The following is a 13400-nucleotide window of genomic DNA, read 5'->3' as shown; positions in this document are numbered from 1 at the left end:
TGTGCATTCCCCCTTAGGAACATTGTTACCAGTAGATTCATATTTTATTCATTGATTGTGCAAAATACAAAACGATTTTTTTTATTAATATCTTGGACTACTTCTACCAAAGCAGTAGGAAATGCGTGTTGAAGCATTTTTTGGACTGCCGGACCTTGTTCATAACCAATCTCAAATGCTATGAAACTCGGATTATTCATAAGAGGCGGTAGCTGTTCTGCCATTTTTCTATACAACTGCAAACCATCTTCTTCAGCGAATAAAGCAAGATGTGGCTCGTAGTCAATAACCGTATCAGACATCGTTTCCGCTTCATGATTTCCTATATATGGTGGGTTCGATACAATAACATCCCACTTACGTTCAGCAATAGGTGCAAGTAAATCACCTTGTTTAAATTCTAGATTTACTTCTAAAAGTTGTGCATTTTTTGTTGCGATTTCAAGTGCTCCGTCGGAAATATCTGTTGCAGTAACGTGGGCATATGGAATTTCTTTTTTTATCGTAATAGCAATTGCACCACTGCCTGTCCCTATATCGGCAATTTGTAGTGGTTCATGCGCTTTAAAAAGTGATTGTACTCGTTGTTTTACTTCTTCTATTAACTCTTCTGTTTCAGGTCGTGGGATTAAAACATTTTCATTGACGAAGAAATCTCGACCGTAAAATGTTTCCTGCCCAATAATATATTGAAAAGGTCGCCCTGTTGCATGCTCCTCCACATAGGTCCAAAATGTTTCGTAATCTTCTGTGGATATCTTCTCTTGCATTCCCATCACGAGCTGTGAATAACTTTTTTGGAGTATATGCTGCAATAAGTGGCGCGCTACTTCCTTTTCTCTATTTTTCTCCTCTAAAAAAGAAGAAGCCCGTTTTAGGGCCTCAAAAATTGTCTTAGACATTCGCATCATTCAATCTATCTAATTTATCTGCTTGATCCTCTAGGATTAATGCATCAACTACTTCATTTAGCTTACCTTCCAAGATTTGGTCAAGTTTTTGAATCGTTAATCCTATACGATGATCCGTTACTCGATTCTGTGGATAATTATATGTGCGAATTCGTTCTGAACGGTCCCCAGTACCTACCGCTGATTTTCGAACAGCATCATATTCCGCTTGTGCTTCTCGTAGGAATTTATCTGCAACACGCGCACGAAGAATCTTCATCGCTTTTTCTCTGTTTTTAATTTGTGATTTCTCATCTTGCATAGAAACCGTTATACCTGTTGGAAGATGCGTCATACGAACCGCCGACATCGTCGTATTAACCGATTGTCCACCAGCACCTGATGATGCAAATGTATCGACACGCACATCTTTCTCGTGAATATCCACATCTACCTCTTCTACTTCAGGAAGTACTGCAACTGTCGCGGTTGACGTATGTATTCGCCCGCCTGATTCTGTCTCTGGAACACGTTGTACACGATGCGCTCCGTTTTCGTATTTCATTTTTGAAAAAGCGTTGTTTCCGTTAATCATGAAAATAATTTCTTTGAAGCCACCAAGCCCTGTTGGAGAAGCTTCCATCACTTCAACTTTCCAATTTTGAGTTTCCGCATAACGGCTGTACATACGGAATAGATTACCAGCAAATAACGCCGCTTCATCTCCACCAGCTGCTCCACGAATTTCCATAATTACGTTTTTATCATCATTCGGATCTTTCGGGATCAATAAAATCTTTAAACGCTCTTCTAATTGTTCGATTTGTTCTTCCAGATCATTTACTTCTTCTTTTACCATATCGCGCATTTCAGCATCTAGCTTTTCTTCTAGCATAAGCTTTGCATCTGCATACTGCGATTTGACATCTTTGTATTCACGATAAGCATCTACCGTATTTTGCAAATCCGATTGTTCCTTCGAATATTGTCTTAGTTTATTTGTGTCATTGACCACATCTGGGTCACTTAGCATTTCATTTAATTTATCATAACGATCTTCTACCGATTGTAATCGATCAAACATCGAGCTCACCTCGTTCGTTTCAAGTGTTTAACATTCTTATTATAAAGAAAAATAGTAGTAACCGCTACTTTTTTCACATAAATCAAAAGAAAAGAGCAGCGACGGCTACTCTTCAAAATATTATTGTTCTAATGCGGTTGTCCCAACAAGTACTTCATGATGATGACGACATCTAGGCTCGTAAGCTTCAGCTGCACCTACTAGAATAATCGGATCTTCTGCTCCCGCAGGTTGTCCATTAATAAGTCTTTGCGTTCTACTAGCTTCTGAACCACAAACCGCACATACTGCATGAAGCTTTGTTACTTGCTCCGCCATACATAAAATAGCTGCCATCGGTCCAAACGGCTTCCCACGGAAATCTTGATCAAGCCCCGCAACAATTACACGATAGCCGTGATTCGCAAATTGCGATACAACCTCTATTATGCCTTCATCGAAAAATTGTGCCTCATCAACTGCAATGACATCGACTTCATCTGAAATATGCTGCCACATTTCTTCTGAATGTTGAATGGGAATCGCAATTGTTGATGTTCCATCATGACTTACTACTGCTTCTTCACTATACCTATTATCAATCATCGGCTTAAACACGACAATTTTCTGTTTGGCAAATTGTACACGTCTAATACGACGAATTAATTCTTCTGATTTCCCAGAAAACATACTTCCACATATAACTTCTACCCAGCCCATTTGGGATGTAATAAACATTTAAATAATCCCCTTTCAAATAACCTTTACTCATCATACCTAAAAAAAAAATAAAAATCTTGTCTTTTATTTATACTGGAAATGTGCTTCATGGCAGATAGTCACTTTTTATAGTTAGAGCCACCCTTTCTCACTTGCACTATTTACAGCTTGTTGTCTAGACTCTACATGAAGTTTTTGAATAGAAGTAGATAAATAGTTTCGAATCGTTCCTTTTGTTAAAAATAGTTTCTTACTAATCTCCGTTGTCGTTAAACCCTCTTTAACTAATCTTAGTACTACAATCTCTCGTTCATTCAATGGGTTTTGTTCTTTCATAAACAGAGTAGCAGCTAAATCTCGACTGACAACATTCTCCCCAGCCATTACCTTTCGAATTGCTTCAATTAAATAATCAATCGGCTCATCCTTCAGCAAATAGCCACTTACCTGATAGTCCATCGCCTTTTGCAAGTAACCAGGACGCGCAAATGTTGTAACAATCATAACTTTACAAGGTAAATGAGCATCTCTAATTCTTCCTGCAAGTTCTAGTCCAGTAATATGAGGCATTTCAATATCTAAAATGCAAACATCAGGTGTTTCGCTCTGAATATATTCCCAAGCTTGTTGCCCGTCTGACACTTCTGCCACTACTTCTATATCAGGCTCAAACGATAATAATGATGTTAATGCTCCGCGTAGCATCTGTTGATCTTCTGCTATTATCACACGTATCATGAAAGTAACTCATCCTTTCTTAATGAGGGATAGGGAATTTTATAGTTACAACAGTTCCTCCAATTGAAGTATCTTCAATAAAGGCGGTTCCTTGTAGCGCATGCATACGCTCCTTCATGGAAGTAATACCATTCCCACGACCTTCACTTGCCGATCCAATACCATCGTCTATTATTTGAAGAGTATAAACTTGATTTGATATTTCAATGTGAACAGCACAATGCTTTGCTTGACTATGTTTTATAATATTTGTCATAGCTTCTCTAACACATAATGAGACCATTGTTTCTTCCACACTCGATAAAAGAACGGATGAATCTTTCTTATGAAGGGTAAAGGAAATACCAGCTGTTTTCATTAGTTTACTCGAATTTATTAACTCACTTTCTAAGGAAATGAACCTCATATCTGAAACAAGTTCCCTCACTTGTTTTAAAGCTGTTCTAGTTGTAGTTAATATATCATCTAGCTCATTTTTTACCCTAAGCAGATCTTTATCCACTAGTTTTGTTGTCAGCTCGGTTTTTAATTTGATCATTGTTAATGTATGACCAATTGTATCATGAAGGTCTCTTGCAATTCGGTGCCTTTCTTCTTGCAGAACAAACTGTTTGTTAACTTCTGCTAACTCGCCTTGTAGTTTTTTTGTTTTTTCAAGAAAGTAGATAAGGCCAGGTAATACTATTTGAATCATCATAATCGGAATTAAAATCGGTGGATCTATTTTTAGGAACTGACCAGTCTCAAACCATAAAACGACGACAAACATAAGCGCAATCACTATCATTGCTAGACCGATATGCCATTTCACTCTAGCTCTTCCGACTAAATCAGCAAATAGAAATCCAAAGGTTAGCATTATGGCTCCTTCAAAAATACTAACAATCGTAAGTAACGAGAAACCTAATAATGAAGCTATCAATAGCCGCCAATCTCTATACCATAATGCAATATAAAATGAAATTAGTATTAGTACTATTAGAACAATCTTTGATAATAGTGATAAATCAGAGTTCGAGCTTAGTACCATCGTAATAAAGAATATAATTGTGATTACATCAATTATTAAATATTGTTTCGCTTGTTCCCTTGGATAAATTTTAATTTTTACCACCAGCCTTATCGAATTATCTAGACACGACAGCTTGGATTGCACGTCTTCGAACCCATTCTAATGGTCCGAATTGAAATCTTTTTATACATATGTGAGCAAACAAAAGCTGTATTAGCGAGATAAATCCCCAACTAATAATAATCTCTATGCTACCAAGTTTTCCACCTAAACCAAAGCCCCAACCATAAAAAATAGTAGATGCTATTAAGTTTTGTAGTACGTAGCAACTTAAAGACATTTTCCCGACTTCTTCAAAACGTTTCCACAGCCAGTCCCACTTCTTATATTCTATCAACTTTCCTAAAAGCCCTATATAGCCGAGTGACATGATAGGCGCAAATAAATAACGAACAGGAAAATCAAAAGCTCCACCTGGAATAAAAATGAACAAATTTAATGGCACACCAATATATATCCCAATTGAAAATAGCTTTTTCCGACATGCACGACCATTTTCATCTGGGGAAAATACACCCGCACGCATTAGGCGTACACCAAGTAAAAACAAAAAGATGTTCATCGGTATAATTAAAATCGCTTCTGATCTAAAATAAACAAAATTAGCTAAACGATTTTGAACTTGCTCGAACCAAGCACCTTGTTGATATAACGTTACAATCCAATCAAAGCTACCTACTGACATATTCGCCCCTAATAATGCGCTTATTAAAACAAGTACAATAATGGCCACATGAAAACTTCCAATAATAATTAGAGCACGTTTTATAAAACGGTCTCCACCTTTCAAAATCAATGAAACGATGATCGCTGTCACAGCATAGCTCATTAAAATGTCATATTCCATTACTAGTGTAAAATGAATGAATCCTTCTAACAGTAAAAACAAAATAGTCCAAACATATACACCCGGCCAAGCAGTCCCTTTTCGAATCGCTTGCTGGTACTTCATTTCTAAGCCAACACCAAACATAATCGTTAAAAGTCCAAGCAGTTTTCCATTTACCAAAAATAGTACGAGCATTCTAAAAAAATCTTCGAATGACCACCAACCCGAATAATTACTAGTCGTTATGTAAGATAAGTCTCCTAAATATGCAAAAATCCAAATGTTTGTACCGAGCGTTCCTAATACTGCAAAGCCACGCAAAATATCTATTAAAGGTAACCTTTTGTTAATTTCCATCATCGATATCACTCTTCTCTTAATTTTTCTTATAAGAAAATGATACCGATTAATGTATTGTAATCACATTCACATTAGTCAAAAGTATTTTATGACAGGTGTCATAAAATACTTTTGAGACGAGTAACTACAAAAGATTCATTTAAAATAATGAAAATAAGGCCAAGTATAAAATTAGCCCAAATTATTAAGGAAAACGTAAGTGCCTTTTAAAACCAAAACATTAGTTTCCGGCTCGCTCTAGGTTTCTCATTAGGCTATACGATGAACGGGGATGCGTTGGAAGCGGTTACGCCACTTCCAACGCACTTTTTGTTCGGTCATCGTATGGCAAATATTCGCCTTCAACTCCCACGCCAAGTAGTTAAATATTTTTGGCAATAGAAGAAGCAAGTGACATTCTATATCATTTGAAGCCGCCAAAGATGCAATTTTGGCGGCTCTTGTATTTTTTTCAAAGAGACACATCTACATCTTGATTTAGTGTGCTGTATGAGTACTTGCTACTTACAAAAATAAACTTTACCTTTTTAACAAGAAAGAAGGAATGACAAATTATTCTCGTTCCCAACAGATTCGATTCTCTGCTTACTATCTAAAAAAACAGAAAAATAAGTACTTCGTAAAAAAAACTAGATTTGAAAAAATATGATTACATTCTTCTAAACTAGTTGGATGGAGTGGAAAGCAGCGACTCGGGCGGGAACAGCGGGTGTTTTATGCGACGAGTAATCGCAGGAGCACTCTTTTTTCGACGAGGAGATTGAAGCTACGTCCGCTAGGAACGGAATCCTTGCTAACTAATTCATATACTTTTTTGGCCATTTAAAAATACCTGCAAAGCACAGTGTGCCTTACAGGTACTAGGTTCTTAGTTTTGAATTTCTTCTTTGATGCCGTATTTTTTGTTGAAGCGATCAACACGACCATCTGCTGCTGCGAATTTTTGACGTCCAGTGTAAAATGGATGACATTCGTTACAGAACTCGACTTTAATGTCTGATTTTACAGAACCAGTTGTAAATGCGTTACCACATGAACATGATACTGTTGCTTCTTTGTATTCCGGATGAATTCCTGCTTTCATCTGTATCTCTCCTCTCGCCCTGAACCATCTGGAACAGAGTTGGCTATGAAACTGATACCTTACACGATCCGTAAATGCCAATCGTATATGTAGCAGAAAAATTTATTCTTACGAATGATATAATACCATATCATTCTTTTCTATGCAAGCTTTCGTACATACAAAAAAGCCTTATAGTGATACTTTTCCGCTGCGGTGAGCCTTCATCTCTTCTGCTAATTGCTCGAAGAAAGCTTCGTTTGTTTTTGTTTGACGTAACTTTTTCAAGAAACGTTCTGCAAAATCAGAGGTGTCAGAGAAAGTTTTACGAATAGCCCAAAGTTTATCAAGCTGTTCTTTTGGAATAAGTAGTTCTTCTTTTCGTGTCCCTGAACGACGGATATCTAACGCTGGGAAAATCCGACGTTCTGCAAGGTTTCTATCCAGATGAAGTTCCATGTTTCCAGTTCCTTTAAACTCTTCATAAATAACTTCGTCCATACGGGATCCAGTATCTACTAAAGCAGTAGCCAAAATTGTTAAGCTTCCACCTTCTTCAATATTACGCGCTGCACCGAAAAATCGTTTCGGACGATGGAATGCTGCCGGATCAATACCACCAGATAATGTACGTCCGCTTGGTGGAATAACTAAGTTATACGCACGAGCAAGTCTAGTAATAGAGTCCATCAAAATAACTACGTCTCTCTTATGCTCTACTAAACGCATTGCTCTTTCTAATACAAGCTCCGCTACTTTTACGTGATTTTCTGGAACTTCATCAAATGTTGAACTAACAACATCCGCTTTTACAGAACGCTCAATATCTGTCACTTCTTCTGGACGTTCATCTATCAATAAAACAATCAATTCTGCATCCGGGTGATTCGTAGTAATAGAGTTAGCAATTTCTTTTATTAATAATGTTTTCCCAGCTTTTGGTGGAGCAACGATTAACCCACGTTGTCCAAATCCAACTGGTGATACTAAATCCATAATACGCGTCGATAAGTGTTCCGCATCCGTTTCTAACTTAATATGGCGATCAGGATACAATGCTGTAAGCCCTGGGAAATGTACACGTTCTTTTGCTATTTCTGGATCTTCTCCATTTACTAGCTCAACATGTAATAAACCATAATAACGTTCACTTTCCTTCGGAGGTCGCACTTTTCCTGTTACTTTGTCTCCGTTACGAAGGTCAAATCTTCTAATTTGGGAAGCGGAAATATAAATATCTTCCGAACTAGGAGAGTAATTTATTGGACGTAAAAATCCAAAGCCTTCTTGTTGGATAATTTCTAAAACACCTTCCATGAAGAAAAAGCCTTCTTGCTCTGCACGAGTTTTTAAAATAGCAAAAATAAGTTCTTTTTTTGTTAACTTACTGTATGAAGCAATTTTAAATTTTCGCGCTAGTGCATAAAGTTCTTTTAACGTCATGTTTTCTAATTCATTGATTGTAGTTTGGGTCATCGGTAAGGCACCACTCTTTATAATATTTTATTGTGTTATCTTTTTTGGGTTAAATAGGGATGAAGTTTACTAAGAGGATACCCGGTTTTAAATAACCGGGTATACATAAGGAAAGTTAAAGCTTATAAAACTAAATTCGGTTTTTTGTTTAAGCTATGACGGCCTTCAACAAATCGAATTGTTCCTGATTTTGCACGCATAACGATAGAATGAGTAGAACCGAAAGCACCTTTAAACTGTACCCCTCTTAGAAGCTCTCCATCTGTTACTCCCGTTGCTGCAAAAATTGCATCGTCGCCTTTTACTAAGTCTTCCATACGTAAAATTTTATTTACATCTAGACCCATTTTAATACAACGAGCTAATTCTGATTCATCTTGTGGCATAAGTCTTCCTTGTATTTCTCCACCTAAGCATTTTAAACCTACTGCAGAAATAACTCCTTCAGGTGCTCCACCCATACCAAATAGTATATCGACACCAGTATTATCAAATGCCGTATTAATAGCCCCAGCTACATCACCATCTGTAATTAGCTTAATACGAGCTCCAGCAGCTCTGATTTCCTCGATAATTTTTTCGTGGCGTGGACGGCCTAAAATAGTTGCCACCACATCTTCAATGTCTTTATTTTTTGCACGAGCTACTGCTCTTAAGTTATCAACAACAGATGCGTTAATATCTACTTGTCCAACAGATTCCGGACCTACAGCGAGTTTTTCCATATACATATCTGGAGCATGAAGTAAATTTCCACGATCTGCAACTGCAAGTACTGCTAATGCATTCCAGCCGCCTGCTGCAACTATATTCGTTCCTTCCAAAGGATCTACTGCTACATCTACTTGAGGACCACCAATGCTATGACCAAGTTTTTCTCCGATATACAACATCGGTGCTTCGTCCATTTCACCTTCCCCAATTACGACAATACCTTCCATTGGAATAGTATCGAAAACTGTACGCATCGCAGTAGTTGCTGCGTCGTCTGCTTCATTTTTTAATCCGCGTCCCATCCAACGTGCAGATGCAAGTGCCGCTGCTTCTGTAACGCGAACTAACTCCATTGATAAACTACGTTCCATCTAATATATGCCTCCCGTTTTACGGTTTATTAATCCGTCCTGTCTTACTTCCTGTTACATTGTAGCATATTTTTAAAATAAAATAAGATGGAATTTACTCATTATTAACTTCTATTTCTTTGATTTCCACTCGTCTTATATCTGCTCCAATTCCTTGAAGCTTTTCGATAATTGAGCTATAACCCCGCTCAATATGAAAAATATCTTGAATTTCTGTTTCTCCATCAGCCAACAAACCTGCAATGACAAGTGCTGCACCAGCACGCAAATCACTTGCGCGTACAGTTGCTGCTTCTAGAGGTACTGGACCTGTAATAATAGCTGTTCTGCCATCTACACGTCCATTTGCATTCATTCTTCGAAGCTCATCAATCTGTTTGAAACGAGCAGAGTAAATTGTATCTGTAATAACAGAAGTACCTGTTGCTTGCGTCATTAACACAGAAAAGGGTTGTTGTAAATCTGTTGGGAAGCCTGGGTAAACAAGCGTTTTAACATCAACAGCTTGCAAGTTTGTCGTTTTCGGAATGAAAATCTTTTCCTCATATTCTTCGACTTTAACTCCCATTTCACGAAGCTTGGCAGTTAATGCTTCGACGTGAAAAGGAATGACATTATCAATTACAACACCGTCGCCTGCAACTGCGGCCATAATCATGAATGTGCCTGCTTCAATACGATCTGGAATAATTGTATGCTTTGTTCCATGTAATTCTTCTACGCCATCTATACGAATAACATTTGTTCCTGCACCTTTTATGTTAGCACCCATATTCGATAATAGTGTAGCAACATCGATAATTTCTGGCTCTTTTGCAGCATTTTCAATAATCGTTCTACCTTTTGCCAGAACGGCTGCCAGCATAATATTAATCGTTGCACCAACACTCACAACGTCTAAGTATATTTTGGAGCCGACTAATTCTTCTGCTCGCAAGTAAATAGCTCCATACTCATTCGATACAGAAGCACCCAATGCTTCAAACCCTTTAATATGCTGATCAATTGGACGTGGGCCTAGATGACATCCACCTGGAAGTCCAATTGCAGCCTTTTTAAATCGGCCAAGAAGTGCTCCCATTAAATAATAGGATGCTCGAAGCTTTTTAATATTGCCATTCGGGAGGGCCATGTCTACTACATTTGTCGGATCTATTGTCATCGTTCCATCTGCAAACGTAACATGAGCTCCTAGTTCTTCTAAAATTTCTTTCAATGTCCAAACGTCTAAAATTTCAGGTAAACCTTCTATAGTTACTGGGGAATTCGCCAATAAAGAAGCGGGAATAAGTGCCACTGCACTATTCTTAGCACCACTTACTTTAATCGTTCCTTGCAGACGATTTCCCCCTTTTACTTTATAAACATCCATATGTTTCTCCTTCATCCTGTTACTCGCTTTTACGATTGTTCCAGTCAGCTAAAAATCCTTCAATTCCTTTATCCGTCAGAGGGTGGTGGAATAATTGTTGCAATACTTTAAATGGTGTTGTAGAAATATGCGCACCGTTTAATGCAGCATCTGTAATATGTTGTGGGTGTCTAATAGAAGCAGCAATAATTTCTGTATCAATATTATGAATATCAAAAATGGTAGCAATTTTTGCGATTAGCTCCATACCATCATGCCCAATATCATCTAAACGTCCTAAGAAAGGAGATACATATGTCGCACCTGCACGAGCTGCAAGCAATGCTTGGTTTGCACTAAAAATTAAAGTAACATTCGTTTTAATTCCTTCTGCACGGAAAACCGAACAAGCTTTAAGTCCTTCAGGAGTCATTGGTAATTTCACTGTAATATTTGGTGCAATTGCAGCAAGTTCTCTTCCTTCTTTAATCATACCTTCAGCATCTAATGCGATTACTTCTGCACTAACAGATCCATCTACTAATGCAGTGATTTCACGAAGACGATCGTGAAAAGAAATGTTCTCTTTTGCTACTAATGATGGGTTCGTCGTAACACCCGATAAAATCCCCCATGCGTGCGCTTCTTTTATTTCCTCAAAGTTTGCTGTGTCGATAAAAAATTTCATGTTAATATGTCCTCCTCAGGATGGAAAAATAGGAGAAGGTTCTTTTGGTTACGAACTCTTCTCCTTTATTTTTTATATTTGTCCGTTATTATGCTTTGTTTGAACTACCAAATTCGCGCATTTTGCCAGCAACAGTTGCTTTAATCGCTTCACGTGCTGGGATTAAATATTTACGTGGATCATATTGATCTAAGTTTGCATTCAAATAGTCACGAATTGCTTTTGTAGCAGAAATTTGGTTTTCTGTATTTACGTTAATTTTTGCAGTTCCAAGAGAAATAGCACGTGTAATATCATGTGTTGGGATTCCTGTACCGCCGTGAAGTACTAGTGGAAGGTCTGCTAATTGAGAAATTTCTTCCATTTCTTTAAAACCTAAGTTCGGTTCACCTTTATATGGACCATGAACTGACCCTAGTGCTGGTGCTAAACAGTCGATAGCTGTACGTTTTACAAGATCCGCACATTCAGCAGGATCCGCATAAATAACGCCCTCTGCAATTACGTCGTCTTCTTGTCCGCCAACTGTTCCAAGCTCAGCTTCTACAGATACATTGCGTTCATGCGCATATTCTACTACTTTTGAAGTAATTTCTACATTCTCTTCAAATGGATGATGAGATGCGTCAATCATAACAGAAGTGAAGCCTGCATCAATTGCAGCTTTACATTTATCAAAGCTTGAACCGTGGTCTAAATGAATTGCTACTGGTACCGTTGTTTGATAATCTACCATCAGACCTTTTACCATATGTACAACTGTTGTGAAGCCACCCATATATTTTGCAGCACCTTCTGAAACACCTAAAATAACTGGTGATTTCTCTTCTTCAGCCGCTTGTAAAATAGCTTGTGTGAATTCAAGATTATTAATATTAAACTGCCCTACTGCATATCCTTCTTTTTTCCCTTTTTCAAGCATTTCTTTCATCGATACTAAAGCCATTGAAATGGACCTCCTCTATTATGTTTCTCAATTCTTTTTTCATCATAACAAAAACAGGCGATGTTTTCCACTGCCTGTATGTATACTATCTATTTAATTCTTTATTCACCGCATCCCGAACTTCAAATATGTCAAAAGGCTTTGTAAAATAAAGAGCTGCACCTAAGCTGATTGACTCTTGGATTAAGTTTAACTCTCCATAAGCAGTCATCATCATAACTGGAAGCTTCGGCCACTTTTCCTTCAACTTTTTCAAAATTTGAATGCCATCCATTCCAGGTATTTTCATATCTAATAAAACACCATCTATTTTTTGCTCTTCCATAATTTGAAGCGCCTCAAAACCATTAGACGCTAAACTTACTTCGTACCCTTCTTGCGAAAAGACTTCTTTTAAAAGCATCCTAATCCCCAATTGATCATCAACAATTAATAAGTGCTTCACAATATTTAATCTCCTTTTTTATTTCCCCCATCCCTTACTATTACCTATTCGCCAAAAGTTTCCACATTCCTTCATAAATTTTATAAAATTACTTATTTTGCGTTTTTCATTTCCTCTTCTATAATTGAGGAGAGGTGATTATACAATGAAAATGTTAACTACACAGCTTTCCGGGCTCATTCAAAAAATTGCTACTTCCGAAGAAGAAAATATAGAAGAAACTGCCCGACTGCTTGCACAAGCTGCTGCAAGAGAAGGTTTTATTTATTTTGCGACGTTTGGAGAAATGGAAAGTATTACGGTAAATGCAAAGTATGCTGCCGAATCTTTTCCAAGTATGAAAATTTGGACAGCCGATAAACAGCTGACGAGTGCAGACCGTGTCTGGATTATTGCAAGATCAAGTAAGGATATTGATGTTTTGGCACTTGCAAAGCAGTTACATGATGCATTTATTCCTTTTAGCGTAACTGCCGCAGAGCCTGCAAGTGATGAAAATGAGTTGTCTAATTTGGCTTATACGTATGTTTCATTGAAGCTTGCGAAAGGGTTGCTTCCTGCTGAGGATGGTAGTCGTATTGTTTTGCCGTATGCACTTAGTGCCATGTTTGTGTATGAGGCAGTGAAAATGAAGCTAGATGAAATGCTTATTGGGGAAGAAGATTAAGGGATAA

Annotated in this window: 14 protein-coding genes; 1 reads left to right on the top strand and 13 read right to left on the bottom strand. The window is 37.6% G+C overall.

Going from position 1 to position 13400, the window contains the following annotated elements; genetic code table 11:
* Positions 1 to 44 precede the first annotated feature (44 nt).
* The 13 genes from prmC to RUH95_RS13135 form a co-directional block, all read right to left on the bottom strand.
* Positions 45 to 902 carry a peptide chain release factor N(5)-glutamine methyltransferase gene (prmC, locus tag RUH95_RS13195; protein WP_313893350.1) on the bottom strand — a complete coding sequence of 286 codons (858 nt, stop codon included), beginning with the start codon at positions 900 to 902 and terminating at the stop codon, positions 45 to 47.
* Complete coding sequence (gene prfA / locus RUH95_RS13190; RefSeq protein WP_313893349.1) at positions 895 to 1974, bottom strand: peptide chain release factor 1; 1080 nt, start codon at positions 1972 to 1974, stop codon at positions 895 to 897. The genes prmC and prfA overlap by 8 nt, the downstream gene beginning before the upstream one ends.
* A 120-nt stretch (positions 1975 to 2094) precedes the next feature.
* Positions 2095 to 2691, bottom strand: coding sequence for a thymidine kinase (locus RUH95_RS13185; RefSeq protein WP_313893348.1), 597 nt, complete (start codon positions 2689 to 2691; stop codon positions 2095 to 2097).
* Positions 2692 to 2805: 114 nt separating this feature from the next.
* The gene (locus tag RUH95_RS13180) at positions 2806 to 3411 is read right to left on the bottom strand and encodes a response regulator (RefSeq protein WP_313893347.1); all 606 of its coding nucleotides are present in this window, start codon (positions 3409 to 3411) and stop codon (positions 2806 to 2808) included.
* A gap of 19 nt (positions 3412 to 3430) precedes the next feature.
* A complete protein-coding gene (locus RUH95_RS13175) occupies positions 3431 to 4525 on the bottom strand; it encodes a sensor histidine kinase (RefSeq protein WP_313893346.1) in 1095 nt (364 codons plus the stop codon).
* Positions 4526 to 4538: 13 nt separating this feature from the next.
* Positions 4539 to 5672 (bottom strand): DUF418 domain-containing protein, encoded by a 1134-nt coding sequence (locus RUH95_RS13170; protein WP_397469506.1) that lies wholly within the window; start codon positions 5670 to 5672, stop codon positions 4539 to 4541.
* A gap of 868 nt (positions 5673 to 6540) precedes the next feature.
* Entirely contained in the window at positions 6541 to 6756 is a 216-nt protein-coding gene (rpmE, locus tag RUH95_RS13165; protein WP_313893345.1) for a 50S ribosomal protein L31, read from the bottom strand.
* Between the two features lie 171 nt (positions 6757 to 6927).
* Positions 6928 to 8211 carry a transcription termination factor Rho gene (rho, locus tag RUH95_RS13160; protein ID WP_313893344.1) on the bottom strand — a complete coding sequence of 428 codons (1284 nt, stop codon included), beginning with the start codon at positions 8209 to 8211 and terminating at the stop codon, positions 6928 to 6930.
* Positions 8212 to 8333: 122 nt separating this feature from the next.
* A complete protein-coding gene (gene glpX / locus RUH95_RS13155; protein ID WP_313893343.1) occupies positions 8334 to 9296 on the bottom strand; it encodes a class II fructose-bisphosphatase in 963 nt (320 codons plus the stop codon).
* Between the two features lie 94 nt (positions 9297 to 9390).
* Positions 9391 to 10668 (bottom strand): UDP-N-acetylglucosamine 1-carboxyvinyltransferase, encoded by a 1278-nt coding sequence (locus RUH95_RS13150; protein WP_313893342.1) that lies wholly within the window; start codon positions 10666 to 10668, stop codon positions 9391 to 9393.
* Positions 10669 to 10687: 19 nt separating this feature from the next.
* Positions 10688 to 11335: a fructose-6-phosphate aldolase gene (gene fsa / locus RUH95_RS13145; protein ID WP_313893341.1), complete on the bottom strand. Its 648-nt coding sequence runs from the start codon at positions 11333 to 11335 to the stop codon at positions 10688 to 10690.
* Between the two features lie 88 nt (positions 11336 to 11423).
* On the bottom strand, positions 11424 to 12281 hold the full coding sequence (locus RUH95_RS13140; protein WP_313893340.1) for a class II fructose-bisphosphate aldolase: 858 nt from the start codon (positions 12279 to 12281) through the stop codon (positions 11424 to 11426).
* Between the two features lie 85 nt (positions 12282 to 12366).
* On the bottom strand, positions 12367 to 12726 hold the full coding sequence (locus tag RUH95_RS13135; protein WP_313893339.1) for a response regulator: 360 nt from the start codon (positions 12724 to 12726) through the stop codon (positions 12367 to 12369).
* A 145-nt stretch (positions 12727 to 12871) separates the two neighbouring features.
* On the opposite strand from RUH95_RS13135, the gene RUH95_RS13130 reads away from it, so the two are divergent.
* The gene (locus RUH95_RS13130; protein ID WP_313893338.1) at positions 12872 to 13393 is read left to right on the top strand and encodes a DUF2529 family protein; all 522 of its coding nucleotides are present in this window, start codon (positions 12872 to 12874) and stop codon (positions 13391 to 13393) included.
* Positions 13394 to 13400: the final 7 nt, after the last annotated feature.

It is taken from the genome of Psychrobacillus sp., from assembly GCF_032154225.1.
Classification (GTDB): Bacteria; Bacillota; Bacilli; order Bacillales_A; family Planococcaceae; genus Psychrobacillus.
The sequence above is the reverse complement of the archived record's forward strand: the minus strand, read 5'-3'. Positions and strand labels throughout refer to the sequence as shown.